Origin of the sequence: Kitasatospora sp. NPDC059088, from assembly GCF_042738155.1 — a bacterium.
GTDB lineage: Bacteria > Actinomycetota > Actinomycetes > Streptomycetales > Streptomycetaceae > Kitasatospora.
Window position 1 is genome coordinate 21,939 of record NZ_JBHYGR010000066.1, and the last position, 23,642, is coordinate 45,580.

General features: G+C 74.6%; 24 protein-coding genes and 1 pseudogene. 10 read left to right on the top strand and 15 right to left on the bottom strand.

Annotated features, from left to right (window positions below):
- Positions 1-3: 3 nt before the first annotated feature.
- The 7 genes from ACFWXO_RS26590 to ACFWXO_RS26620 all read right to left on the bottom strand — a co-directional run bounded on the left by ACFWXO_RS26590 (position 4) and on the right by ACFWXO_RS26620 (position 6,931).
- Positions 4-891 carry a 2OG-Fe(II) oxygenase family protein gene (locus ACFWXO_RS26590; RefSeq protein WP_380526554.1) on the bottom strand — a complete coding sequence of 296 codons (888 nt, stop codon included), beginning with the start codon at positions 889-891 and terminating at the stop codon, positions 4-6.
- Between the two features lie 121 nt (positions 892-1,012).
- Positions 1,013-1,948 carry an SAM-dependent methyltransferase gene (locus ACFWXO_RS26595; RefSeq protein ID WP_380526556.1) on the bottom strand — a complete coding sequence of 312 codons (936 nt, stop codon included), beginning with the start codon at positions 1,946-1,948 and terminating at the stop codon, positions 1,013-1,015.
- Positions 1,945-2,586 (bottom strand): cysteine hydrolase family protein, encoded by a 642-nt coding sequence (locus ACFWXO_RS26600; protein ID WP_380526558.1) that lies wholly within the window; start codon positions 2,584-2,586, stop codon positions 1,945-1,947. The genes ACFWXO_RS26595 and ACFWXO_RS26600 overlap by 4 nt, the downstream gene beginning before the upstream one ends.
- A 441-nt stretch (positions 2,587-3,027) precedes the next feature.
- The gene (locus tag ACFWXO_RS26605; protein ID WP_380526591.1) at positions 3,028-3,783 is read right to left on the bottom strand and encodes an FAD:protein FMN transferase; all 756 of its coding nucleotides are present in this window, start codon (positions 3,781-3,783) and stop codon (positions 3,028-3,030) included.
- A 30-nt stretch (positions 3,784-3,813) separates the two neighbouring features.
- Positions 3,814-4,308: an FMN-binding protein gene (locus ACFWXO_RS26610; RefSeq protein ID WP_380526560.1), complete on the bottom strand. Its 495-nt coding sequence runs from the start codon at positions 4,306-4,308 to the stop codon at positions 3,814-3,816.
- Positions 4,309-4,332: 24 nt separating this feature from the next.
- Entirely contained in the window at positions 4,333-5,700 is a 1,368-nt protein-coding gene (locus ACFWXO_RS26615; protein ID WP_380526562.1) for a ferric reductase-like transmembrane domain-containing protein, read from the bottom strand.
- A 265-nt stretch (positions 5,701-5,965) separates the two neighbouring features.
- Positions 5,966-6,931 carry an NAD(P)-dependent alcohol dehydrogenase gene (locus ACFWXO_RS26620; protein WP_380526564.1) on the bottom strand — a complete coding sequence of 322 codons (966 nt, stop codon included), beginning with the start codon at positions 6,929-6,931 and terminating at the stop codon, positions 5,966-5,968.
- A 99-nt stretch (positions 6,932-7,030) separates the two neighbouring features.
- Here ACFWXO_RS26620 and ACFWXO_RS26625 point away from each other — a divergent pair, with 99 nt between their 5' ends.
- A complete protein-coding gene (locus ACFWXO_RS26625; protein WP_380526566.1) occupies positions 7,031-7,717 on the top strand; it encodes a TetR/AcrR family transcriptional regulator in 687 nt (228 codons plus the stop codon).
- 55 nt (positions 7,718-7,772) lie between these two features.
- Positions 7,773-8,945 (top strand): macrolide family glycosyltransferase, encoded by a 1,173-nt coding sequence (locus tag ACFWXO_RS26630; protein ID WP_380526568.1) that lies wholly within the window; start codon positions 7,773-7,775, stop codon positions 8,943-8,945.
- A 52-nt stretch (positions 8,946-8,997) separates the two neighbouring features.
- Here ACFWXO_RS26630 and ACFWXO_RS26635 read toward each other — a convergent pair whose 3' ends face one another.
- The 3 genes from ACFWXO_RS26635 to ACFWXO_RS26645 form a co-directional block, all read right to left on the bottom strand.
- Entirely contained in the window at positions 8,998-9,414 is a 417-nt protein-coding gene (locus ACFWXO_RS26635) for a nuclear transport factor 2 family protein (protein ID WP_380526570.1), read from the bottom strand.
- A gap of 14 nt (positions 9,415-9,428) precedes the next feature.
- Entirely contained in the window at positions 9,429-10,430 is a 1,002-nt protein-coding gene (locus tag ACFWXO_RS26640; RefSeq protein ID WP_380526571.1) for an ArsR/SmtB family transcription factor, read from the bottom strand.
- A gap of 197 nt (positions 10,431-10,627) precedes the next feature.
- Complete coding sequence (locus ACFWXO_RS26645; protein ID WP_375884294.1) at positions 10,628-11,218, bottom strand: isochorismatase family protein; 591 nt, start codon at positions 11,216-11,218, stop codon at positions 10,628-10,630.
- Positions 11,219-11,425: 207 nt separating this feature from the next.
- On the opposite strand from ACFWXO_RS26645, the gene ACFWXO_RS26650 reads away from it, so the two are divergent.
- Positions 11,426-12,487: a GlxA family transcriptional regulator gene (locus ACFWXO_RS26650; RefSeq protein ID WP_380526572.1), complete on the top strand. Its 1,062-nt coding sequence runs from the start codon at positions 11,426-11,428 to the stop codon at positions 12,485-12,487.
- Here ACFWXO_RS26650 and ACFWXO_RS26655 read toward each other — a convergent pair.
- The 3 genes from ACFWXO_RS26655 to ACFWXO_RS26665 form a co-directional block, all read right to left on the bottom strand.
- Positions 12,453-13,943 carry a sensor histidine kinase gene (locus tag ACFWXO_RS26655; protein WP_380526574.1) on the bottom strand — a complete coding sequence of 497 codons (1,491 nt, stop codon included), beginning with the start codon at positions 13,941-13,943 and terminating at the stop codon, positions 12,453-12,455. The two genes, ACFWXO_RS26650 and ACFWXO_RS26655, sit on opposite strands and share 35 nt — an antisense overlap.
- Positions 13,944-13,963: 20 nt before the next feature.
- Positions 13,964-14,680 (bottom strand): response regulator transcription factor, encoded by a 717-nt coding sequence (locus ACFWXO_RS26660; protein ID WP_380397058.1) that lies wholly within the window; start codon positions 14,678-14,680, stop codon positions 13,964-13,966.
- Positions 14,681-14,950: 270 nt separating this feature from the next.
- Positions 14,951-16,225, bottom strand: a complete 1,275-nt coding sequence (locus tag ACFWXO_RS26665; RefSeq protein WP_380526576.1) for a citrate synthase — start codon at positions 16,223-16,225, stop codon at positions 14,951-14,953.
- Positions 16,226-16,381: 156 nt separating this feature from the next.
- Here ACFWXO_RS26665 and ACFWXO_RS26670 point away from each other — a divergent pair, with 156 nt between their 5' ends.
- The 3 genes from ACFWXO_RS26670 (at position 16,382) to ACFWXO_RS26680 (ending at position 19,005) form a co-directional block, all read left to right on the top strand.
- Positions 16,382-17,533, top strand: coding sequence for a citrate/2-methylcitrate synthase (locus ACFWXO_RS26670; RefSeq protein WP_380526578.1), 1,152 nt, complete (start codon positions 16,382-16,384; stop codon positions 17,531-17,533).
- Between the two features lie 204 nt (positions 17,534-17,737).
- Positions 17,738-18,073, top strand: coding sequence for a hypothetical protein (locus ACFWXO_RS26675; RefSeq protein WP_380526580.1), 336 nt, complete (start codon positions 17,738-17,740; stop codon positions 18,071-18,073).
- A complete protein-coding gene (locus ACFWXO_RS26680; protein ID WP_380526582.1) occupies positions 18,040-19,005 on the top strand; it encodes a hypothetical protein in 966 nt (321 codons plus the stop codon). The genes ACFWXO_RS26675 and ACFWXO_RS26680 overlap by 34 nt, the downstream gene beginning before the upstream one ends.
- A gap of 97 nt (positions 19,006-19,102) precedes the next feature.
- Here ACFWXO_RS26680 and ACFWXO_RS26685 read toward each other — a convergent pair whose 3' ends face one another.
- Entirely contained in the window at positions 19,103-19,738 is a 636-nt protein-coding gene (locus tag ACFWXO_RS26685) for a TetR/AcrR family transcriptional regulator (protein ID WP_380526584.1), read from the bottom strand.
- 147 nt (positions 19,739-19,885) lie between these two features.
- Here ACFWXO_RS26685 and ACFWXO_RS26690 point away from each other — a divergent pair, with 147 nt between their 5' ends.
- The 3 genes from ACFWXO_RS26690 to ACFWXO_RS26700 all read left to right on the top strand — a co-directional run bounded on the left by ACFWXO_RS26690 (position 19,886) and on the right by ACFWXO_RS26700 (position 21,939).
- Complete coding sequence (locus ACFWXO_RS26690; RefSeq protein ID WP_380526586.1) at positions 19,886-20,644, top strand: SDR family NAD(P)-dependent oxidoreductase; 759 nt, start codon at positions 19,886-19,888, stop codon at positions 20,642-20,644.
- A 108-nt stretch (positions 20,645-20,752) separates the two neighbouring features.
- On the top strand, positions 20,753-21,226 hold the full coding sequence (locus tag ACFWXO_RS26695; RefSeq protein WP_380526588.1) for a hypothetical protein: 474 nt from the start codon (positions 20,753-20,755) through the stop codon (positions 21,224-21,226).
- A 461-nt stretch (positions 21,227-21,687) separates the two neighbouring features.
- Complete coding sequence (locus ACFWXO_RS26700; protein WP_380526589.1) at positions 21,688-21,939, top strand: hypothetical protein; 252 nt, start codon at positions 21,688-21,690, stop codon at positions 21,937-21,939.
- 212 nt (positions 21,940-22,151) lie between these two features.
- Here ACFWXO_RS26700 and ACFWXO_RS26705 read toward each other — a convergent pair whose 3' ends face one another.
- Complete coding sequence (locus tag ACFWXO_RS26705) at positions 22,152-22,976, bottom strand: alpha/beta hydrolase (RefSeq protein WP_380526590.1); 825 nt, start codon at positions 22,974-22,976, stop codon at positions 22,152-22,154.
- Positions 22,977-23,199: 223 nt separating this feature from the next.
- On the opposite strand from ACFWXO_RS26705, the pseudogene ACFWXO_RS26710 reads away from it, so the two are divergent.
- Positions 23,200-23,642 (top strand): annotated as a pseudogene (locus tag ACFWXO_RS26710) (hypothetical protein); the annotation flags it as partial.

The window sequence follows — 23,642 nt, forward strand, 5'->3', positions numbered from 1 at the left end:
GGATCAGAGTGCCGGGACCTCGGGGAGGCCGAACATGCCGGGGTTGGTGCGGATCTTCTCCCGCAGGTCGACCCGCAGGTCGACCCGCTCGGCTCCCCGCTGCGCCCCCGGCTCCGCCGTCCAGGCGTACACGGGCTCGGTGAGTTCGGGGTTGACGAAGTACATCAGTGCGGTGCGCTCGGGCAGGCGCAGGTTGCGGACCTGGTGGTAGAGGGCGGGGACGCGGCCGGCGGTGAGGTCGGTGAGGACCGAGCCGGGCATCAGGATGACCTCGTCGGGGGCGGTGTCCACCGGGCGGGGGGTGCCGTTGAGGAAGAGTTCGAGGCCGGGGGCGGTGGCGTGGATGACGGTGACCAGGTGGCCGTCCTCGTGGCGGTCCTGGAGCAGGTCGCGGTCGGAGCCGGTGGCCGTGTAGTCGTTGAGCTGGAGGTAGGAGGCGGCTTCGAAGGCGGGGGGCCGGTGCCCGCCGAGTCGGGTGGCGAGCTCGCCGACGGTGTGGGTGACCAGTGCGGCGAGGTGGCGGCGCCAGGCGAGCAGGGCGTCGGTGAGGTCGGGGAGTTCGGCCGCGTGGGGGATCAGGTCGAGGCGGTCGTGCCAGAGGGTGAAGCAGTCGTTGAGGTCGGGGCGGTCGGAGCGGACCGAGAACTCGCGGCCGAGCGGGCGGTAGCCGGAGTTGAAGTCGCCGGTCGAGTAGCGGAACTTGCGTTCTGTCGGCCGGCCGAAGAACGTCCGGCTCTCGCCGAGCACCCGGTGCAGCAGGTGCGCCGCGCCGTCGTCGAGCGTGACCCGGGCGTAGCCGTCGCGCAGCAGATCGTCGGCGGCCCTAGCGGCGGCCCGCACGGCGGCCTGCGCGGCGACGTGGGTGGTGGTGTGCGTGGCAACGGTGTGCATGATGCGTCCCTCCTCCGTACCCGGGCCCTTGATCGGGCCCCGGATCGACGGTACGCGGAGAAGATGCCGGGATTTTGAACCGTTGACGGAACGTGTGTACCGGGCGTGCGTCAGGAGTGTGTCAGGGCCGGACGGCGAAGACCCAGCGGTTGGCGGCGAGGGTGTCGTCCGGTTCGGGGAGCGGCCCGCGGCCGTAGTGGCGGGTGAACTCGAAGGGGGTGTGGTCGGTGGTGGACCAGCCGTGCGCGCGGAGGTCGGCGGGGGTGTCGGGGCGGGGTTCGGCGTCGAAGAGGGCGAGCAGGTCGATGCCGGTCCGGTCGCGGGTGGCGGTGTAGACGGGGTTGGCGCGGACGGCCGCGGACTCGATGCCGAGCTTGGCCTCGTAGGCGAGGGTGGAGCCGGGGGCGCTGAGCCGGGCGACGGTGGCGAAGAGTTCGCGTTCGGCGGTGCCGGGCAGGTAGAGCAGCAGGCCTTCGGCGAGCCAGGCGGTGGGCCGGTCGGGGCGGAAGCCGGCGTCGGTGAGCGCCTGGGCCCAGTCGGTGCGCAGGTCGGTGCCGACGGTGACCCGGTGGGGGGTGGTCGGACGGGCTTCGATGCCGTCCAGGACGCCCTGTTTGAAGGCCAGTACCTCGGGCCGGTCGATCTCGTAGAGGGCGCAGTCGGACGGCCAGTCGAGCCGGTACGCCCGGGCGTCCAGTCCGGCGCCGAGCAGGACGACCTGGCGGGCGCCGAGTTGGACGGCGCGCAGCAGCTGGTCGTCCAACGCCCGGGTGCGCAGGGCGAAGTAGCGGCCGAGCCGGCCCCACAGCGGGTCGGCCTCCCCGGCCGGGACGTCCTGGGGGTGGAGCGGCCAGTCGGCGGCGGCGGGGACGGCGCGGACGAAGTGCTCCGCGTACGGGTCCCGGGCGAGGGCGTCGGGGCGGTGGGTCTCGATCGCCCGGGCGGCGGCGACCAGGACGGCGGTGAGGGCCACGCCTTCGGCGACGGCGTGGCCGTCGGTGCCGGGGGTGCCGGGGGTTCCGGTCGGGTCGAGGGTCTCGGTCGCGCCGACACTCATGTGCGCTCCTGTGGTCGGGGGGCGGGGGTCTCGGGAGGGTTGGTCCAGACGTCGAGCCGGTCGCGGGTGGTGACGCGGGCGCCGTACACCCGCTGCATGAAGCCGAGGACGGCCTCGTCGGGCAGGTGCAGCGCTGCCGTGCAGTCGGCGAGGACGGTGATGTGGAAGCCCTTCTGGAAGGCGGTGCGCGCGGTGGTGTCGACGCACACGTCGGCGAACACGCCCGTCATGGCGAGGTGGTGGACGCCGCCGTCGACGAGGTGCCGTTCGAAGCCCGCGCTGAGGAAGGCGTCGAAGCAGGCGTGCTTGGTGAACACGGCCTCGTCCGCCCTCGGCGTCACGGCGTGGAACTCGGCGCCCCAGCTGCCGTCGAGGCACTTGGGCCGTTTGCCGAGCGCGGCGTCCCGGTGGCGCCAGCTCGCGCCCTGGTGGGCGGGGTCGCCGAGGAAGCGGACGAAGACCACCTCGGTGCCGTGGGCGCGGGCCGCCTCGATGGCCCGGGCGGTGTTGGCGGCGACGGTGGCGAGCCGAGTCGGGTCGCCGGGGTAGCGGGCGGCGGCGACGGGCCCGGCGCAGAAGTCGTTCTGCAGGTCGACGACGACCAGGGCGGTACGGCCGGTCGGCGGCGCGGCGTTCACGCGACCGCCCCGGGCAGGGCGCCGGCGGCGGCAGTCACGGTCCAGCTAACGGCGAGTGCGGCGGCGGGTGTCACGGTGCGGCCCCCTCCTCGGCTCGGGTTCCAGCGGGGATCGGACGGTACGTGCCCGATTGGTATCCCACTATTCACCACGGTGTCGGGTGAGCGGGACGTGATCGCCGGGGTTCACCTGATGGGGTCAACTTGGCCCGGCGCTGATGGACCGGGTTCTGTGAGGAGGGCACGGCCGGCTGCCGTGTGGCCTCCCACGTCCGAGCCACCTATGGGGTGGCTGGGACGCGTGAATCACGCCCCGCTCTCCACGCGGTCGCGCCCTTGCGGCCGGTGTTGCGGGACGCGTTCCGGTAGGCGTGGGCAACAACCCCGCAGTCGGAGATGCCAGGTGAACCGGATCCAGTCGTCAAGGAGTTGACCCGGGGCGTCAGCGCGCCGTGGCGAGCTGCCAGTCGGCGGGACCGGCCGGCGGCAGGTGGCCGGGCAGGCCGGGGGTCCAGCGCTTGGTGCCGTCCGGCAGGACGGCGAGCGCCTCCACCCCGGGCCGGCGGGCCGCCCAGGCGAGGGCCCGGTCCGGGCCCATCGCGAAGGCGGCGGTGGCCCAGGCGTCGGTGCGGGCGATGCCGGTGCCGGGGGCGCCCACCAGGGTGAGCGAGGCGAGGCCCTCCGCCGGCCGGCCGGTGTGCGGGTCCAGGACGTGGGCGCCGCGTTCGGCGGTGCCGGAGGTGGCGATCGCGAGGTCGCTTCCGCCCAGGACGGCGGCGAGTGCGCCCGGCCGTCCGGGGTGGGCGACGCCGATCCGCCAGGGCCCGCCGCAGGTCTGCACGTCGCCGCCGCCGTTGACGCAGAACTGCCGGGCCCCGGCGGCGCGCAGCAGCCGGGCGGCCTCCTCGACGGCCCAGCCCTTGACCCAGCCGCTGGGGTCGAGCCGGCCGCCGGGGCGCTCGGTGAAGTAGCCGTCGGTCTCGGCCGCGACCTCGCGGCAGGCGTCCAGGACCGTGCGGACCTCGGGATCGCAGTCGGCGAGGGCCAGGTCGCCCCGGTCGAGCCGGCTGATGTCGCTCTCCGGCCGGTACGGGGAGAACACCGCGTCGATCCGGTGCAGCCGGTCGGCGACCTGCCGCAGCGCCTCGGGGGTGCCGGGGCCGGGGTCGCGGACGGCGATCGAGAACACGGTGCCCATCACGGGCTCGGCGTGCCGCAGCACCGGGCGTCAGCCCTTCGCCCGGTCGAGGGCGCTCTGCAGCGAGCGGATGTAGCCGTCGCTGGTGTAGGTCGCGCCGCTGACGGCGTCGATCTGGGCGTTCTGCGCGGAGATCGCCTCCTGGTTGAGGGTGGGGAGGGCGTCGGCGTTGATCTCGCGGTCCCGGCGGTCCTCGGTGGGGTACTTGACCACGTCGACGCCGGTGATCCGGCTCCCGGCGAGGGTGACCTGCACCTGGACCGGGCCGTACCGGGTGTTGATCGTGTCGCCGCTGACCTTCCGGGTGGCGCCGCCCGCCGCGGACGCGGGCGCGGGCGCGGGGGACGCGGACCCGGTCCCGCTGCCCGAGGACGAGCCGGACCCGGACCCGGAATCGGCCCCGGACGAGCTACCCGCCCCCGAGCTGATCACGGGTGCGTTCCCGGTCGCCTGGTGCGGTTTGAGGGAGAGCAGCAGCACCACCCCGGCGGCGGTGGCGGCACTGGTGACGACGGCTCGGCGCATGGACGGCTCCTCGTGTGGTCGGGCTCAGAAGGCGAAGGACTCGTGGTGGATCCGCCCCGGCCGCACCCCGGCGGCCCGCAGCGCCCGTACGGCCTCCGCGGTGACGGCCTCGGGCCCGCACAGGTACACCTCGTGCTCCGCGAGCCCCGGCACCAGGCGGGCCAGCGCCGCCCCGAGGTCGCCGACCTGCTCGCGGGGGCCGAGCAGCTCGTGCACCGTCGCGCCGCGCCGCCGGGCGATCTCCGTCAGCTCCGCCCGGAACAGCACGTCCTCGGCGCGCCGGGCCCGCTGCACCAGGGTGACCTCGCCCGGCAGGGTCTCGAACAGGGCCCGCAGCGGGGTGATCCCGACGCCCACCCCGAGCAGCAGTACCCGGCGCCGGCGCTGCCGGCGCCCGGTGAACGCGCCGTACGGCCCCTCGGCCCGGACCGGGGTGCCCGGGCGAAGCCGGGCGACGGCGGCGCTGTGGCCGCCGAGGTCCTTGACGGTGAACCGGAGGAAGTCCGGGCGGGTCGGCGCGGACAGCGAGTACGGGTTGGCGGCCCAGCGCAGCCCGGGGGCCTGGAACTGGAGGCGGAAGAACTGGCCGGGCTCGGCGCGGAGTTCGTCGAGCCGCCGACCGGACAGGAACAGCGACACCACGCCCGGTCCCTCCGGCCGGATCTCGGCGACCCGCAGCCCGTGCCGCCGGTCGAGCAGCCAGGGCCGCAGCAGCCGGAACCAGCCGAGCAGCGCCGCCGTCCCGAAGTAGAGCGCGTACCAGGCGGCCCGGCCGGGTCCGCCGCCGAGGTCGGCGCCGGTGGTCAGCTGGTGGGCGAAGGCCAGCGCCACCGCGAGGTAGGTGGCCAGGTGCAGGTGGTACCAGGTCTCGTAGGAGAGCCGGCGGCGGGCCGCCCGGGCGGAGACCGCTCCGGTGCCGAGCATCAGCAGGGTGCCGAAGGCGGCCTTGAGCATGTCGGGGTAGTGGAAGACGATCTCCACGCCCTCGTCGAGCGGCCCGCGCCCGTCGGTGAGCGCGTACCCCCAGACCACGGTCAGCAGGTGCACGGTGACCAGGCCGACCAGCCAGCGGCCGCCGTATGCGTGCCAGCGGGCCAGCCGGTCGGCGCCGACCCCGCGCTCCACGGCCGGCAGCCGGGCCATCAGCAGGAGCAGCACCGGTGCGGCGTACCCGGCGAGCAGTCCGGTGATCCGCCCGGCGCCGGTCAGCCAGCCGGCCGCGCCGGCCACCGAGGAGGTGTCCGCCCACCACAGCCCGAGCACGCCGAGCGCGCCGGCGGCGATCAGGCCGAGCGCGGCGCCCGGCGGCAGCGCGAGCGGCGGGCGCTCGGCCGCCCGGTGACGCGGGCCGGCCGGCGCCTGCCGGGACTTCGGTGCGGTGGCAGTGGCCATCGGGGAACCTCCTTGACTCCCGGGGGCGGCACGGCCCCGCCCGGGCGGTCCACGATCGCACCGCAAGCTCTGAGTCGCCTCTGAGCGGGACCGCCGCCGGCGCCCGCCATCACCACCGTTTCCCCTGGTCAGAGGCCATATGGGGCCCACGAACGGCCCCCGCTGATCTCACGGCTTTCTCATCGCGGCAGCCCGGCAGCCCGGCAGCCCGGCAGCCCGGCAACCCGGCAACCCGGCAACCCGACAGCCCGGCAGCCCGGAAGTCCTAGCCGACCCGGACCACGTACTTGCCCCGGACCCCGCCCGCCTCCAGCGCCCGGTGGGCCGCCGCCGTCTCCTCCAGGGGGAAGACCGTGTCCACCGCGGGGCGCAGCTTGCCCTCGACCACGTGGCGGGCGAGGTCGTCGAAGTCCGCCTGCCCGGGGTTGCCGCTGAAGAAGCGCACCCGGCCGCGTCCGTGGACGGTGCTGGCCGCGAGGTAGCCGAAGGACGCGGCGGGCCGTTTCGGGTCGAAGGCGAGGGTGACCATGCGCCCGCCGGGCGCCAGTCGGCGCCGGTAGGCCCGCAGGTCGGTCCCCGCCGTGTCCAGGACCACGTCGAAGCGGTCCAGGTCCGCGGCCCGCACCGTCCGGTGGTCGATCGCCCGGTGCGCGCCGAGCCCGCGGACGAAGTCGAGGCCGGTGGCGCGGGCGAGGGCCGTGACCTCGGCGCCGTAGGCCCGTCCGAGCTGGACGGCGGCGTTGCCGACACCGCCCGCCGCGCCCCGGACGAGGAGCCGCTCGCCGGGGCGCAGCCCGGCCTTGTCCCGCAGGGCGGTGATGGCCGCGGTGGCCACCGGCAGGGCGGCGGCGTCCACCGGGTCGATGCCGTCGGGGAGCCGCCCGACCCGCGCGGCCGGCACGCTCACGTACTCGGCGGCGCTGCCGAACCCGGAGGTGCGGCCCAGGACTCCCCATACCCGGTCGCCGGGCGCGAACCGGGTGACTCCGGCGCCCGGTTCGGCGACCTCGCCGGTGAAGTCCAGGCCGACCCGCTGGGGGAAGGTCCGGCCGCTCAGGAGCCGCAGACGGCCCGAACGGACGGTCAGTTCGCCGCCGTTGACGCTGAACGCGCGCACCTTCACCAGCACTTCGCCGGGGGCCGGCTCGGGGCGTGGCACGCGGCCCACGTACAGCACCTCGGGGCCGCCGTAGCGGTCGTACAGGACGGCCTTCATCATCCGGTCGTTCATCGTTCTCCCTTTCCGGCCCGGGGACTTGCGGGTCCGGCAGCGACCGTAGGCTCTCAAGTGGACGCAATCGTCCGTTTGGACCGGAAGCGAGAGACAGTGATGGTGGATTCCTCTCGGATCACAGCCCGGGGCGGGGTGCGGGCGGACGCCCGGCGCAACCGGGAGCGCGTCCTCGTCGCCGCCCGGGCGGTCTTCGCGGAGCACGGGATCGACGCCCCGATGGCCGCCGTGGCCCGTCGGGCCGGGGTCGGCGTGGCGACGCTGTACCGGCACTTCCCGACCCGGGACGCCCTGGTGCGGGGCGCGTTCGCGCAGCAGATGCAGACCTGCGCGCGGGCGCTCACCGAGGCCCTGGCCGCCCCCGACCCCTGGCAGGGCTTCCAGCGGTTGATCGAGACGGTCTGCGCGTTGCAACGGGAGGAACGCGGGTTCCCGGCCGCGTTCGTCACCGCCTTCCCGGACAGCGGGTCGCGGCACGCGCACGCCCGCCGACGGGCCGAGCGCGACGTCGCGACCCTGGTGCGCCGGGCGCAGGCCTCGGGCGCGCTGCGGCCCGACTTCCACCCCTCCGACCTCGCCGTGGTGCTGCTGGCCCACTGCGCCCTGGTCACCGCCCTGCCCGACGACGGTGCGGCGTCCCGGCGCCTGGTGGCCTACCTGCTCCAGTCGTTCCGCGCCGACGGGGCCCGCGGACCGCTGCCGCCGCCGGCCGCGCTGACCCTGCGCGACCTCCCGACCGCGGCCGACGGCCGAACCCCCTCGCCGCCCGCCCACCCCGGTACATGACGTAACGTCAGAAGCTCACGCGCAGGATTCTGACGACCACGTGAGAGGTACCGACATGCCCCGCCCAGCACACATCGCGATGGTGAACATCCCGGCGCACGGCCACGTCAACCCCAGCCTGGACGTGATCCGGGAGCTGGTCTCCCGCGGCCACCGCGTCAGTTACGTCAACGACCCGACCTTCGCCGAGCAGATCGGGACCACCGGCGCCCGGCTCGTGCCGTACGAGACCGGCCTGGAGATCCTCAAGGGCCGTGCGGTCGTGCCCGGGACCAATGTGCACGGCATGGTCTTCGGCGAGGCGCAGGCCATGCTGCCCCGGATGCGGGAGGCCTTCCACGACGACCGGCCCGACCTGGTGCTGTACGACTTCATGGCGTACGCGGGACGGGTCCTGGCCGACGGCTGGGGCGTCCCGTCGATGCTGGTCTCGCCGTCCCGGATCGCCCAGGCCGACCCCGAGGCGGAGCCGTTCCGGACGGTCATGGCGGCCCTGGAGGCGGAGGGCGTACCGGAGCGCTTCGCCAAGTGGCTGGCCGAGAACGGGGTGGCGCCCCGCGACATGTTCTCGTACATGCTGCGCCCGGACCGCGGGCTCGCGCTGATCCCCCGGGCGCTCCAGAGCGCGGTCGACGAGGTCGACCCCGAGGTCTTCTCCTTCGCCGGCCCCTGCCTCGACAACCGGGAGCACCAGGGCGGTTGGACCAGGCCGCAGGGCGCGCAGAAGGTCCTGCTGGTCTCGCTCGGCTCCGCCTTCACCCACCAGCCGGCCTTCTACCGGGCGTGCCTGGAGGCCTTCGGGGACCTTCCCGGCTGGCACGTCGTGCTCCAGGTCGGCAAGGCGACCGACCCGGCGGAGCTGGGGCCGATCCCGGCCAACGTCGAAGTGCACCCCTGGGTCCCGCAGTTCGCGGTGCTGCGCCAGGCCGACGCGTTCATCACCCACGCCGGGATGGGCGGGTGCAGCGAAGGCCTGTACTGCGGGCTGCCGATGGTGGCGGTGCCCCAGGCCGCCGACCAGTTCGAGAACGCGGACCGGCTGGTCGAACTCGGCGTCGCACGGCGCCTGGACACCGAGCAGGCCACCGCCGAGGCGCTGCGCTCCGCCGTACTGGAGCTCACCACCGACCCGGCGGTGGCGGCCCGGCTGGCCGAAATCGGCGGGGAGGTCCGCGCGGGCGGCGGCGCGTCGAGGGCCGCCGACCTGATCGAGGCCGCCCTGGTCTGACCCGGCCCGCGCGCTGCCCCCGCCCCCGCCCCTGGCCGGGGGCGGCGTGCGGTCAGCGCGGCGCCGTCGCCCCGCCCAAGGGGGCCCGGCGCGGCGAGACCCGGCGGTGACTGATCCGCCAACCGTCCGCGGTGCGCACCACGGTGTCCTCGTAGGAGACGGAGCCGCAGGAGCCGTCCGCCCGGACCCCCAGCCCCTTGGAACGGACCTGCACCCGGCCGTCCGCCCCCGCCGTGACGACGACATTGGTGACGTGGTGCGCGACCGGGTTGCCCGCGCCCAGCGCCCGTGCCGCCGCGCGGACGGCCGCCACTCCGGACAGCGGCTCCTGGCCGAACTCGGTGAGGTCGTAGACCGCGTCGACGGTGAACACCTCGTCCAGCCGGTCGAGGTCTCCGTCGTCGACGAGGTGACCGTGCATCGAGACCAGGTCGACGACGGCCCAGCGGTCCTCCGGGGTGAGCGACACGAGCGTCCTTCCGGTCAGACCGAGTCGGGGGTCGGGGCGGGGGTCGGGGCGGGGAGGCGGCCGGACAGCAGGGCGCGGCCGAGGGGGGTGGGGCGGTGGGTGACGGTGCGGCCGTCGCGGTCCTTGGTGGTGAGGCCGGAGTCGGCGAGGACGGTGGCGTGTTCGCTGGCGGAGGCCGTGGAGATGTCCAGCAGCCCGGCCAGGTCCTTGGTGGAGCACGGGCCGTGGGCGGCGATGGCCTCCAGGGCGGCGGCGCGGGTCTGGCCGAGCAGGGCGGTGAGGTTGCGGCTCGGGGCGGGTTCGGGCTCGGGCTGCAAGGGGCCGCTGATCCTCGCCGGGTAGAGGAGGACGGGCTGCTGCCCAGGGTCCTCGAAGCGGGCGATGACGGGGCGGCGGGGGCCGAACACGCAGGGCTGGAGCAGGAGTCCGCGACCGTCCAGCCGGATGTCGTGCCGGCAGGCCCCCACCAGCGGGAAGCTGAGCACCGGGCGGCGCCAGGAGACGGACGGGTGCAGCGAGGCGAGGACCCGGTCCGGTTCGCCGAGCCGGCGGCGCCGGCCGTGGTCGGTGGTGACGATGGTCTCGATCTGCCGCCGGTAGGGGTCGATCGCGCGGGTCTGGTAGTCGGCGGTGACGTTGCCGAGCAGTCGCCGGGCCCGCCGGTCGCCCGCGGCCACGCCGCGCGCGAAGGCGCTCAACTGCCTGGTCCCGCCGACCGATCGCAGGTGGTCGCGGAGCGGTTCCTCGGGCGCCTCGGCGGTGGCGCTCTCGGTGGCGCCGGGGTCGCGGCGCACGGCGAGGAACTCCGGGATGGCCGAGGGGGTGTAGAGGTCGAAGAGCAGCGCGGTCCGGGGGTTCCAGGACGCCCGCAGCCGGTTGCGCCACACCTGGAAGCGTGGATCGCAGCGGCCGCTGACCAGGCCGTGGACGCTGAGGGACAGCTCCATCGACATGTCCGGACGCTCCGCCACCCGGACGCGGTCCAAGTCGTCCGTACCGAAGATGATTCGCAGCACGGACAGGATCGTCGCCCCGCGGGCGGCCGCTCCGCAAGACCGTTCGGCGAGGACCGAATCCATTGCCCTCCGGCCCCGGGGCCCGGCAGGCTCGGAGGGCCGGCGGGGCGGCGCCCGCCGCCCCGCCCGGGCGGGGTGCCCCGGGTGACGGACCGGGGCGCCCCGCCGACGCGGGAGGCGGTGGAACGCGGCCGGGCTCAGCCCAGCTCGGCCGCCGACTCGACGACCACGCCGTACAGGTCCCCGACGGTGGCGAGCGCGCCCCGGTGGACCTGGGCGGCGGTGAGCTCCTCGGCGCCGGAGCCCAGCGGGCGGGTCGCGCAGGCGTCGGCGACCACGGTGGGGCGGTTGCCGCGCAGGAAGGCGCCGGCGGTGGTGAAGGCGACGCACATGTGGGTCATGAACCCGGCGACCACGACCTCCTGGTGGCCGGCCGCGTCGACCAGTTCGCCCAGCTCGGTGCCGACGAAGGCGTCCGGGGCCTGCTTGACCACCACCCGCTCGCCCTCGGCCGGGGCCACCGCCGGGTGGATCTGCCCGATCTCCTCGCGGATGTCGTACGGGGTGCCGGCGCCGCCGTCGTTGACGACGTGGACGACGGTGGCGCCCTCGGCCCGGGCCCGGGCGAGCAGGCCGGCGGCCGCGTCCAGGGCCTCGCGCCAGCCGGTCAGCTCCATCACGCCGCGGGTGTAGGTGTTCTGGTAGTCGACCAGGACGAGGGTGCTCGCGCCGAGCCGGGCGGGCTTGTCGTCGAGACCGGTGAGGGTGCGCAGGGTGGTGCTGGGCATGGCTGTGCCGCCTTCGGGCCTGGGGGGTGTCGGGGCAGGTCACGCGGGGTGCGGCCTGCCCCAGGAACGCTACGGGCGGGCCCGGTGTGGCGGCAATGCCGTCTAACATGCAGAATCCGACATCGGCGTCGGCATCGACCGTCGGCGCCGACATCGACCGTCGGCACCGGCACCGGCACCGGCACCGGAGTGAGAGAGGGAGGCCCCGTGGAGAGCGCGCAGCAGCGGCTGGTCGTCATCGTCCTGTTCGAGGGCGTCGACCTGCTGGACGTCACCGGACCGCCCGAGGTGTTCGCGCTGCTCCGGCGGGAGACCGGGGACGCGGTCGGCTACCGGGTGGTGCTGGCCGCCGCCACCGCCGAGCCGGTCACCACCGCGGCCGGGGTGCGGATCCTGCCCGACCTGACCTTCGACCGGGCCGCCGCCGAGGGCGGCATCGACACCCTGCTGGTGCCCGGGTCGGTGGAGGTCGACGCGGCCGGTCGGGTCCGGGCGGTGGCCGACCCGGAGGTGGTCGGGCAGGTGCGCCGGCTCGCGGCCCGCTCGCGCCGGGTCGCCTCGGTGTGCGTCGGAGCGCACCTGCTGGCCGCCGCCGGGCTGCTGGACGGCAAGCGGGCCACCACCCACTGGTCGACCGCGGGCCAACTCGCCGCCGAGTACCCGCAGATCGAGGTCGACGCCGACCCGATCTTCATCCGCGAGGGCGAGGTCTGGACGGGCGCGGGCATCAGCGCCTGCCTGGACCTCTCGCTCGCCCTGGTCGCCGAGGACTTCGGCGAGGAACTCGCCCTGCGGGTCGCCCGCCAGCTGGTGATGTACCTCAAACGCCCCAGCGGCCAGAGCCAGTTCAGCGTCCCGCTGGAGCCGGTCTCCACCACCCGGCGGATCGAGGAGCTGCGCCACCACATCCTGCGCCACCTGACCGGCCGGCTCACCGTGCCCGAGCTGGCGGCCCACGCGCACCTCAGCGAACGGCAGTTGATCCGGATCTTCAAGACCGAGCTGGGCACCACCCCGAGCGCCTACATCGAGTCCGCGCGGGTCGAACTCGCCCGCCACCGGCTGGAGTCGGGCGACGACACCCTCGAACGCATCGCCACCGCCTGCGGGTTCGGCACCACCGACACCCTGGTACGGGCCTTCCGCCGCCGACTGGACACCACGCCGACCGACTACCGCCAGCGCTTCCGTACGGCCGTCACGGCCCTGGCAGATGGGACGGGTACGACGGACGTCACGGCCCCACGGGCTGACACAGCCGGACCGTGAACACCGTGCGGCCCGGCCGGCTGGCCGCCTCGACCGTGCCGCCGTGCGCCTGGACCACGGCCCGGACGATGGCCAGGCCCAGCCCGGTCGAGCCGGTGGCCCGGGAGCGGGCCCGGTCGCCCCGGACGAAGCGTTCGAAGACCCGTTCCAGCAGCTCCGCCGGGATCCCCGGCCCCTCGTCGGTGACGCTCAACTCGACGTGCCCGGCGCCGGGTTCGAGGCGCAGCTCGACCGCCGTGCCGGTCGGGGTGTGGGTGCGGGCGTTGGCCAGCAGATTGGCCACCACCTGGCTCAGCCGGTGCTCGTCCCCGTGCACCAGGACCGGCTCCTCGGGCAGTGCCAGGCGCCAGCGGTGGCCGGGCCCGGCCGCCCGGGCGTCGGCCACGGCGTTCAGCGCGATCCGGGTGAGGTCCACCTCGTCCCCGGCCAGCGGGCGGCCCGCGTCCAGCCGGGCGAGCAGCAGCAGGTCCTCGACGATCGCGCCCATCCGCAGGGCCTCGGCGTCGATCCGCTCCAGTGAGTGCCGCACCTCGCCGGGCACCTGGCCCGGGTGGCGCAGCGCCAGTTCGGCGTGGCCGCGGACGGCGGCCACCGGGGTGCGCAGTTCGTGGCTGGCGTCGGCGGCGAAGCCGCGCAGCCGCTCCTCCACGGCGTGCCGGCGGGCCAGCGCGTCGCCGACGTGGCCGAGCATCCGGTTGAGGGCGGCGCCGACCCGGCCGACCTCGGTGCGCGGGTCGTCGTCGGGGACCCGCTCGGCGAGCATCACCTCGCCGCTGGCGAGCGGCAGCGCGCTCACCCGCTCGGCCATGCCGACCACCCGGCGCAGCGGGCGCAGCGACCAGCCGACCCAGACCGCCCCGGCGGCGCCGGCCGCGGCGACGGCGATCGCGAAGACGGTCAGCTCCAGGGTCTCCAGCCGCGTCACGGTGTCCTCGGCCGGGCCCAGCGGCAGCCCGCTGACCAGGACGTCGCCGTCCCGCCCGGCCACCGCGCGGACCCGGTAGTGGCCCAGGGGGCCGCCCAGGTCCAGGGTGCGGGCCGGGCCGCCGGCCGGCAGGGCGGCCAGCGAGCGCTGCTGGTCGGGCGTGAAGGCGACCCGGTCGTCCGCGTTGTCCGGGTCGTCGACGTCGTCGGCGTCGCCGTCGACCACCCCGGCGGCGGTGACCTTGCCCCCGAGCAGTCGCACGCCCAGGGTGCCGGGGGTCTGGGCCCGGGTGTCCGGGCCGGCGCCGGTGCCGGTGTGCTCCAGGCTGGCGGCGTAGCGGCCGCCGGCCTCGGCGAGCTGCTGGTCGAGGCGGTCGACCAGGAAGTGCCGCAGGGCGGCGGCGGTGGCGAAGCCGACGGCGGCGCAGGTGACCACCAGCAGCACCAGCAGTCCGGCGATCAGCCGGGCCCGCAGGGTGCGGGGCAGCAGCTTCCGCAGCGCCCTGGTGACCCGGGCGGCGGCCCGTCCCACTGCGCGCGTCGTCGCGCGCCTCACTGCGCGGCCTTGATCAGGTAGCCCGCGCCCCGGACGGTGTGGATCATCGGGCTGCGGCCCGCGTCCAGCTTCTTGCGCAGGTAGCTGATGTACAGCTCCACGATGTGCGCCTGCCCGCCGAAGTCGTACGACCAGACCGCGTCCAGGATCTGCGCCTTGCTGAGCACCTGCCGGGGGTGGCGCATCAGGTGGGCGAGCAGCGCGTACTCGGTCGGGCTGAGCTCGATGGTCTCGCCGTCCCTGGTGACCTCGCGGGCCCGGTCGTCCAGGACGAGGTCGCCCAGCACCAGGGCGTGCGCGGGCGGTCGGCGCGGCCCGTCCGTCGGCGCGGCCCGGCGCAGCAGCCCGCGCAGCCGGACCACCACCTCGGCCAGGCTGAACGGCTTGGTGACGTAGTCGTCACCGCCGGCCGCGATCCCCGCGATCCGCTCCTCGACGGCGTCCCGGGCGGTGAGGAAGAGCACCCGCACCTCGGGCTGCTCGGCGTGGATCCGGCGCAGCACCTCCAAGCCGTCGAGGTCGGGCAGCATGACGTCGAGCACCACGGCGTGCGGCCGCCAGTGCGCGGCCTCCCGGACGGCCTCCAGACCGGTGGTCGCGCCGCGGGCCTGCCAGCCCTCGTAGCGGACGGCGCCGCAGACCACCTCGACCAGGTCCGGTTCGTCGTCGACGACCAGGACGCGCCAGTCCGGGCGGTCGGCGGTGTCGTCCATGCTGCTCCCTCGGCTCCCTCGGCTCGGCGGCGGACGGCGTCCATTCCGGCGGCGTTCGTGCCGGCGGCGCTCAGTCTGGCCCACCGCGATGAGAAACCCGTGAGATCAGCGGAACCGGCTCGTGATCCCCGCAGGGCTACTGACCTGCGAAAACAGGGCCGGGGAGGGAGTGCCGGTCGCGGCGCGGACCGGCGAACCTGTGGTCCGGCGGCTGGTCGGCGCCGCGCGCGAGCACTTCCCGCGCGGCATCCTCCTGTTCCACGCGGGACGTCATGCACTGAGCGCGGAGCCCGCCCGGTCGTCCTGCGGGCGCGGCCCGGTGTAGGTGGCCCGGGCGCGCATCCGCAGGGGTTCCTCGCGGTACTCCTCCACCGCGTGGGCCAGCCAGCCAGGGGTGCGGGCCACGGCGAAGATCACCTCGCCGGCCTCCGCGGGCAGTCCGGTGGTCAGCGCCATGGCGGCCAGTGCCAGGTCGATGTTGGCCCGCTGGGCGGGCCGGCCGGCCGGGCCCGCGGCCGCCTCCACCGCGGCGACCGCCGCCACCACCTCCGCTCCGCCGTCGAGTCGGCGGACCGCGTCGAGCAGGGCGACCGCCCGGGGGTCGCCGTCCGGGTAGAGCCGGTGGCCGAGCCCCGGGATCGGCCGGCCGGTGCGCAGGTAGTCGGAGACCACGGGGACCGCGCCGTCGGCCAGGACCTCGGCGAGCATCCGGTGCGCCAGCGGGCTGGCGGCGCCGTGCAAGGGGCCGTCGGTGGCACCGAGTCCGGCGGAGACCACCGCGTACGGATGCGCCCGCGCCGAGGCGGCCACCCGCGCCGCCACGGTGGAGACCGCCAGCTCGTGGTCGATCAGCAGCACGAGGGCCCGGTCCAGGCAGGCCAGCTCCCCGGGGGCGGGGGCGGCGGGCGCCAGCCGGCTCCACAGCCGCGCGGCCAGCGGGGCGTCGGGCCCGGGGTCGGGTGCGGTGCGCGGCAGGGCCTCCACCATCCCGGCGATCAGGGCCGCCCCGGCGGCCCGGACGGTCTGCTCGCGCAGGTCGAAGCGGAGCGGGTCGAGCGCGGCGGCGACGGTGACCGAGATCCGGAGCCGGTCGGGCAGCCGGATCCCGTCGGGTAGCGCGGCGGCGGCCCGGGCCAGCGCCTCGGCGGTGGCCGGCGGCACCCGCAGCTCCACCGGGGCGTCGGTGTCCAGCCCCCAGAACCAGCCGATCACGGCCTCGAAGCCGTGCCCGGCGGCCAGGTCGACAGCGTCGCGGCCGCGGTAGTGGAGCCGGCCGTTCTCGATCAGGGTCAGCCCGGTCCGGACCTCGACCGGTTCGCTGCCCCACCCCGGTTCGGCGCCCGACGGCTCGCCCGCCGCCGGCCGCACCGGCGCGCGACGGCCGCGGGCGGCCAGCTCGGCGACCTCGCGGGCGTCGAAGGTGCTGCCCTTGCCTCCCGGGGCCCGCTCGCTGCTGAGCTGCCCGCGGCTGGCGTAGGCGTACACCGTCTCCACCTTCACGCCGAGCTGCTCGGCGACCTGCTGGGTGGTCAAGCGTTCGGCCATGGTCCGTCCTCGTCGTCCTGTGACGCCTCCGCGCCTTGATGATCCACAGTATTACACATTGATTTCAATCAACATTGACAACATGGATCCATGGTCGGAGAGTACAGAACGTCGCCGGAGCACCGGGCGGGAAGATCCACGAGAAGGGCCACTGCCATGCCGAGCACCACCGAGATCGAGGTCCCCCGCGGCCTCAAGGGCGTCGTGGTCACCGAGACCGAACTCGGCGACGTCCGCGGCCTGGAGGGCTTCTACCGCTACCGCCAGTACTCGGCGATCGACCTCGCCGAACAGCGCACCCTGGAGGACGTCTGGCACCTGATGCTCCTCGGCGGACTGCCGGACGCACCCGCCCGCACCGCCTTCCTCGCCCGCACCACCCCGCTGCGCCGCCTGCCGGACGCCCTGCGTCCGCTCCTGCCCGCACTGGCGGCGAGCACCGCGCACGGCGGCCCGCTCGCCACCCTGGGCGCCGCGCTCTCGGTCGCCGCCGCCGACCGCGGCATCCGCCCCCTCTACGACACCGCGCCCGAACAGCGGATCGAGGACGCGCTGTTCGCCACCGCGCTGGTCCCCACCGTCCTGACCGCGCTGCACCGGCTGCAGCAGGGCCGCCAGCCGGTGGAACCGCGCGACGACCTCGGCTACGCCGCCAACTACCTCTACATGCTGACCGGCGAGGAGCCCGGGCCCGCCGAGGCCCGGGCGATCGAGCAGTACCTGATCTCCACGGTGGACCACGGCTTCAACGCCTCCACCTTCACCGCCCGGGTGATCGCCTCCACCGGGGCCGACCTCGTCGCATGCCTGGTCGGCGGGCTCGGCGCGCTCTCCGGGCCCCTGCACGGCGGCGCGCCCAGCCGGGCCCTGGACACCCTGGACGCGATCGGCACCCCGGACCGGATCGACGGCTGGATCCGCGAGCACGTCCTGGCCGGCGACCGGATCATGGGCTTCGGCCACGCCGTCTACCGCACCGAGGACCCGCGGTCCCGGATGCTGCGCGGCGTCGCCGAATCCTTCGGCGGTGAACTCGTCGACCTCGCCGTCCAGGTGGAGGCCCGGGTCGAGGCGATCCTGGCCGAACTCAAGCCGGGCCGCGAACTGCACACCAACGTCGAGTTCTACGCCGGCGTGGTGATGCACCTCTGCGGCCTGCCGAGGGAGATGTTCACCCCCACGTTCGCCGCGGCCCGGGCGATCGGCTGGAGTGCCAACATCCTGGAGCAGGCCGCCGACCCCAAGATCATCCGCCCGGCCGCCCGCTACACCGGCCCCGCGGCTCCCCAGCCCCTGCCGACGGCCTGACCGCTGTGACCGCCCTGGCCGCCCTGGCCGCCCGCGTGCTGAGGGCTCCGGGCTCCGGGCTCGGGGTGGATCGGAACAGATTCATCCGAACGAGTGAACGACACGGGTGCCCCATGCCCACCCCTCGCTAACGTGCCCGAGGATTCCCGGCAGACCATCGGAGGGGTGGGTTCCGTGGAAGCGGATCGGCGTTTGCTGGTCAGTGTGTTCGGACCGCAGGAGGCACGCGAGGCGGCGCTCGGCGGTGCCCGCATCATCGACAGCGAGGATCCGCGCAGTGCCCTCGGCGCCATCAAGCCGCGGCGGATCATGGACATCGCCGACGCGGTGCTCGCCGCCCGCCGGGCACTGCCCGTCCAGCTGAGCACCAACATCGGCGAGGACCAACTGCTCTTCCGCCGGGCCGACAACGGCCTGGCCCTGGCCAAGTCGGCCTACGAGCAGGTCGGCAAGGCGGCGCAGGCCGCCCTCGGAGTGGCCCTCGCGATGGGCACCCGGGTGCACTCGTGCGGGATCGTCAGGTCGGCCTGGACGGCATGACGGCGGATCAGGCCGACGAGGTGCTGCGCGAGATCGTCGCCACCGTCCGCAGGGCCGACGGCCTGTCGGCGACCCGGGTGATGGCCGTGCTGTTCGCCCAGGACCTCGACCTGTGGGACACCCGGAAGACCCTCCCGCAGGTCCGCCGCGCCCTGGTCGGCCTGCGCGAGTACCAGCCCTGCGCCCCGGACGCCCCCGGCGCCTTCGACCTCGCCGACCACGCGGACGCCCTCGGGCTGCCCGGCCTCCCCGAGGAGGCTGCGCTCAAGGCCGCCGGCGCCCTCCCGGACGCCGCCCGCGGCACCCACGTCGCGGTCACCGAGCCCTTCCCGCACGACCGTTACGGCCTGACCCGGGCCCGCCGCACCGACCGCGCGGCGATCCGGGCGATGGTCGAGGCGAGCGCCGCGGCCGGTGCGGACGCGATCATGCTGGACACCAGCATCCTGCTCAAGGTCGCCCGGATCGGTCTGGTCTCCACCGCCGGCAGCACCGAACTGGTCGACCTCGACCGCCACGACACCGACACCCACGGCCTCGCCCGGGCCCGCATCCTCACCCTCGACGAGGTCCGCTACTTCGTCGACCTCTGCCACGCCCACGGCCTGGAGGCCAACCTGGCCGGCTCCCTCCAGAGCCACCAGGCCCAGCAGCTCTGGCGCCTCGTCCCCGGCCTCGACCAGCTCTCCGCCCGCGGCGGCGTCAGCGCCCTCGCCCGCGACCCCGAGGGCGGCACCGGCCGCGCCACCCGCCACGACCGCACCGTCCAGCGGTCCCTGGTCCGCGGACTCGTCCCACCCGAGCAGCACGGCCACCTCCTCGAACCGCCCCCGATGGCCGGCACCGAGGACCTCGCCACCCTCCTCAAGCGCCACCCCGACCTCCCCGCCTACCTCACCACCCCCCACGGCGACCTCACGCCCCTCACCTGAGCTCGCCATCGTTCGACGACGGCTACCGGGTCCCGCACGCTCACGGCTCCGCGAACCCCCTGCGGCGCTGGGCGGCGGCGTACGAGTTCCCCGTGGATCAGGCCTGCCGCTCGGAGGCGTACCGGGCGAGCGTGGTCTCCACCGCCTGCTCGACGGCGTAGCGGACGTCGGAGGCCGAGGGGTCCCAGTCGGTCAGCAGCATGCGGGGCCACAGGACGTAGTTGGCGATCATCCCGAGGAACTGGTTGGCGGCGCTCTCGGCGTCCGGGACGTCGGCGTTGCCGGCCTCGTGCTCCGACTCCAAGTAGCGCTGGACCGAGGTGAAGTAGGGCAGCTTGCCGAGCCGGAACTGCATCTGCCCCAGTTCGGGGAAGCGGGGCAGCTCGGCGATGACGATGCGGAACAGGGCCGTCATGCCGGGCCGGCTGATCAGGTCGGCGTAGCGGTGGCCGATGGAGGTCAGGCCGGAGCGCAGGTCTCCGGCCTGGGGGCGCGCGGCGGTGTCCGCGGTGTCACGCTGCCAGGACTCGGTGACGATGGCCTCGAAGAGGGCTGCCTTGGTGGGGAACTGCTTGAACAGGGTGGACTTCGAGACGGCCGCCCCTTCGGCGATGCGGGCGAGGGAGGTTCCGTCGTAGCCGCCGCTCAGGAAGAGGTCCGTGGCTGCGGAGATGATCGCCGCACGCTTCTGCTGGGCGAGACGGCGGTGGTGTGCGGAGAGCTCTGCTGCCATGCGTGCAGTATGCCCCAGACCCGAGGCGAGTCACTTGACTCGCCTCTTTCGGCGTGCCTACGCTGCCGCAGAAAGGCGAGTCGTCCGACTCGCATCTGATGACGGTGCCCGACGCCGCTTCGGCGCCGTGCGATGAGGGAGCAGCTGATGACAGCCGACAGGATCGCTCTGGTGACCGGCGCGAACCGCGGCCTGGGCCGGAGTACGGCCCTCGCGCTGGCGGCGCGCGGGGTGCGGGTCGCGGTCACTCATCGCGGTGATGCGGCCGGGGCCGAGGAGACCGCGCGGCACGTGCACGCCGCGGGTGGGACCGCCGCTGTCGTACGTCTCGACATCAGCGACATCTCCTCCTTCGGAGCCCTCACTTCCGAGCTGAGCGCACTGCTCGAGCGCTGGGAGGCCTCGCGGCTCGACATCGTGGTCAACAACGCGGGGGTCGGCGTTTTCGGTCCGCTGGAAGCTGTCACGGCCGACGACTTCGACACGGTGTTCGGCACGAACGTGCGGGGCACGTTCTTCCTCATCCAGTCGCTCGTGCCGCTGCTGGCGCAGGGCGCCCAGGTCATCAATGTCTCGTCGTCGTTGACCCGCCGGACCAGTCCGGCGACCTCGGTCTACTCCGCCTCGAAGGCCGCCGTCGAAGCGCTGAGCCGCACCCTGGCCGCAGAGCTCGGCCCCCGAGGTATCCGGGTCAACTCCATCGCCCCGGGGCCGACCGCCACCGACTTCAACGGCGGCGTCATGCGGGATGACGACGGAATGCGCCAGGGGCTGGCCGGACAGACCGCGCTCGGCCGCGTCGGCGAACCCGAGGAGATCGGCGACGCCATCGCCACACTGGCGTCGGAGGGCCTGAGCTGGATGACCGCCCAGCGCATCGAGGTCTCCGGCGGCTTCCTCGTCTGACCGACCGACCGACCGATCGACCGACCGGGCGGGCGGGCCCGTCCCGGGCCGCGCCGGATGGTGCCCACGTAAAGTGAGATCTTCGATGGAGTGGCAGGGGTGGAGACCGTGGAGATCACCGTCCAGTGGATACGGACGTCCTGGACGAAGCGGTCCCGGGGAGGAGAGGCCGCAGCTCGCAGGAACGCGGCCCCGGTCGGCTTCACCATCCCGAACGCGCCGTCCTCGTTGGCGCACGTGGTCCGCATGCATGAGCGTGACGGCTTCGAACCCAGTGGCGGCCAGGAGGAACTGGGCAAGGTCGACGTCCAGCTTCGCGAGGCCGACGGACGGTTGCGGGTCCTTCCCCGAGTGCAGCCGCTGTTCGCCGTACCGGCTCGGCCGCGGCGTCCCCCGGCTGTGCGTCTTGTCCCCGGACAGTGGGTCCGTTGGCAGCTCAACTACCGTTTCAGCAGTGCGGCGGGGACGCAGGACTGGTCGTACTGGCTGGATACCTTCAATGTCGCCTACGGCCCCGTGACCGCCGATGCCTTCTCGTCGGAGCCCACCGTGTTCATCGACGAGCGGGGACCACTCCGGTAGCGGCTTGGTGGTGTGACCGAGCACCGGGGTGTCCGGCCTCCGCTTCGGTGCTGCTGGGCTGTCCGAGGCCGACCAGGAGCCTGTCGATACGGTCGCCGGTGCAGCGGTGGCGTTCGACCGCGCGGTCCCAGCCGCGCTCGGCGGCGTCGCGGGCGAGGGCTTGCTCAACTTCGCGTCGCGCCCGCAGCCGTGGCGCGTACCCGGGCGTGGTGACGACCATCGCGCAGGTCAGGTAGAGGTCGCACGCGCAGGGGCCCTCCACGGGAAGCCTGAGACAGCGGCCGAGTTCGAGGTCGGTCCTGAAGAAGTCGGTCCTGAGCCAGTCGATCGACGCGTCCGGCAGGGGGCCGTTGCGCAGTTCGTCGCCGCGGCGGCCTATGGCCGACCCTGACCCAGACCGTTGGCCTGTCGTGGTCTGTGGCCGCCACACCCGCGACGACTTCACCCTGTTCCCCTGCGGCATGGTCGAATTCCTGCGCAAGCTGCTCCTGGACGAGTTCGACCCGTACCCACTCAGCATCGATCTTCGCGACGCCTCACCGCGCTACGTGCACTGGTTCGAGCCACAACGGCGCTCGAAGGCGGGCTTGGACCGGTACTCCGGTGAACCACGGTCGGCCAACCAGCAGGGGTTGTCGAGGCCCTGCTGGTCATGGCCACTCGTTGATCGCTGCGACCAGCACGGCGTCTCGCTCGGCCCCTGCCAGAGCTGATCCAACTCCCGGCCCTCAACGCCTATGAGGCCTACTCGTCCCGTGCCAACCGTGCCAACCGCGCCTACCTGTGCAAACGCGGCATCAAGGCCGTCGTCCCGGAGATGCGGGACCAGACTGCCCGAGTTGAATACGCGAGCTCACCATTACCGAGGCCGGTCTCACCCTCTGGGCCGAGGGCGGCCCCGGCGGTAAGGCGTGGGGCGCCGGTGTCAGGGGGTGGCGGTGCGGGGCTGGCGGGGGAGCGGGAGGGTGAAGGCCTCGGGGGAGGCGGGCGGGAGGGCCAGGGCGGAGGCGGTCTCGGCGGGGAGGGGGCGGAAGCCGAGGAGGCCGGTGGTGAGGCGGGTGGTGGCGCGGTGCCAGTCGGGGATGCGCTGGAGCATGGCGTGGCCGCTGCCGGTGACGGTGTAGCCGCAGACGCGGGCGCCGGCGGCGCGGCTGCGGGCGGCGAAGGCGTGGGTGTCGGCGGGCAGGGTGACGGTGTCGCGGTCGCCGTGCAGCAGCAGGACATCGCGGTCGGCGAGCTGCTCGCAGGGGTCGGCGGCCGGGCACCAGGGGGCGAGGGCGACCAGGCCGGTGACGGCCGGGTGCCCGCCGGCCCGCAGCGCGGCGCGGCCGCCCATGGAGTGGCCGACCAGGACGGTGGGCACCGGGCCGAGCGCGGCCGTCAGTTCGTCGAGTGCGGCGGACGCGTCCCGGGCGGCGTCGGCGCGGGCACCGTTCCAGCCCCGGTGGCGGTAGCGGACGGTGGCGATGGCGACGTCCTGGCCCGCGGTCTCCCGGGCCAGGCCGCGCAGGAAGCCGTGCATCCGCAGCAGCGGGAGGTTGAACCGGCGGGGCCGGGCGAGGTTGTGCTCCTCACCGCCGTGCAGGACCAGGACGGCCGCCCGGGCCACCGGGGGCCGCACCTGCCAGCGCAGCGCCCGGTGCGCGGCCGCACCGGCACCCGGGCCCGTACCCGTGCCCGCGCCCGTACCTTCGCCCGCGGTGGCACCCGGGCCCGCACCGCCACCGTTCACCTTCGCACCGTCCAGCACAGTCCAGCTCCGTCCCGCCCTGTCACCGTCGATCCGCAGTCCGTGGCCCCCGCCCCCGTCGGCCCGGACCGCCACTGTACGCGTGCGGACGGCGGGACCGTTCACCCGACGGAACCATCCCGGACAATCCGGCGCGCGCGGTCGGGGTGGGGTGCTGCTATCCACGAAGGGTGGGGGGTCGCCTGCGCCGCTCGTGGCGCCGTGTCATCGAGTGGAGGACTCCGTGGCTCAGCAGCTCGCACTCTCCGTCGACTTCGGGTCGGGTTTCACCCAGGCCTGGGGCAAGATCGCCAAGGTCGTCCCGCAGTTCATCGCCTTCCTGGTGATCCTCGCCATCGGCTGGTTCGTGGCCAAGGCGATCGCCCGGATCCTGGACCGCGTGCTGCGCCGCGTCGGTTCCGAGAAGGTCGCCGAGCGGGCCGGGATGGCCCGGTACCTGAGCGGCTCCAAGTACGACATGACCGGCATCATCTGCAAGATCGTCTACTACGCGGTCCTGCTGATGGCGCTCCAGCTGGCCTTCGGCGTCTTCGGGCCGAACCCGATCAGCGTGATGATCCACAGCATCGTCGCCTGGCTGCCCAGGGGCATCGTCGCGGTCGCGATCGTGGTGGTGGGGGTGGGGGGCGCCCTCGGCGAGCGGGTCAGGGGCGGGTACGGGGTGTC

What these genes read in the sequence shown, in the direction of transcription:
- ACFWXO_RS26620 (WP_380526564.1), bottom strand. Translation starts at nt 6,931, where the DNA reads ATGAACGACCGGATGATGAAGGCCGTCCTGTACGACCGCTACGGCGGC.
- ACFWXO_RS26630 (WP_380526568.1), top strand. Translation starts at nt 7,773, where the DNA reads ATGCCCCGCCCAGCACACATCGCGATGGTGAACATCCCGGCGCACGGC.
- ACFWXO_RS26645 (WP_375884294.1), bottom strand. Translation starts at nt 11,218, where the DNA reads ATGCCCAGCACCACCCTGCGCACCCTCACCGGTCTCGACGACAAGCCC.
- ACFWXO_RS26625 (WP_380526566.1), top strand. Translation starts at nt 7,031, where the DNA reads ATGGTGGATTCCTCTCGGATCACAGCCCGGGGCGGGGTGCGGGCGGAC.
- ACFWXO_RS26670 (WP_380526578.1), top strand. Translation starts at nt 16,382, where the DNA reads ATGCCGAGCACCACCGAGATCGAGGTCCCCCGCGGCCTCAAGGGCGTC.
- ACFWXO_RS26665 (WP_380526576.1), bottom strand. Translation starts at nt 16,225, where the DNA reads ATGGCCGAACGCTTGACCACCCAGCAGGTCGCCGAGCAGCTCGGCGTG.
- ACFWXO_RS26700 (WP_380526589.1), top strand. Translation starts at nt 21,688, where the DNA reads ATGGTCGAATTCCTGCGCAAGCTGCTCCTGGACGAGTTCGACCCGTAC.
- ACFWXO_RS26610 (WP_380526560.1), bottom strand. Translation starts at nt 4,308, where the DNA reads ATGCGCCGAGCCGTCGTCACCAGTGCCGCCACCGCCGCCGGGGTGGTG.
- ACFWXO_RS26660 (WP_380397058.1), bottom strand. Translation starts at nt 14,680, where the DNA reads ATGGACGACACCGCCGACCGCCCGGACTGGCGCGTCCTGGTCGTCGAC.
- ACFWXO_RS26690 (WP_380526586.1), top strand. Translation starts at nt 19,886, where the DNA reads ATGACAGCCGACAGGATCGCTCTGGTGACCGGCGCGAACCGCGGCCTG.
- ACFWXO_RS26615 (WP_380526562.1), bottom strand. Translation starts at nt 5,700, where the DNA reads ATGGCCACTGCCACCGCACCGAAGTCCCGGCAGGCGCCGGCCGGCCCG.
- ACFWXO_RS26685 (WP_380526584.1), bottom strand. Translation starts at nt 19,738, where the DNA reads ATGGCAGCAGAGCTCTCCGCACACCACCGCCGTCTCGCCCAGCAGAAG.
- ACFWXO_RS26595 (WP_380526556.1), bottom strand. Translation starts at nt 1,948, where the DNA reads ATGAGTGTCGGCGCGACCGAGACCCTCGACCCGACCGGAACCCCCGGC.
- ACFWXO_RS26590 (WP_380526554.1), bottom strand. Translation starts at nt 891, where the DNA reads ATGCACACCGTTGCCACGCACACCACCACCCACGTCGCCGCGCAGGCC.
- ACFWXO_RS26605 (WP_380526591.1), bottom strand. Translation starts at nt 3,783, where the DNA reads ATGGGCACCGTGTTCTCGATCGCCGTCCGCGACCCCGGCCCCGGCACC.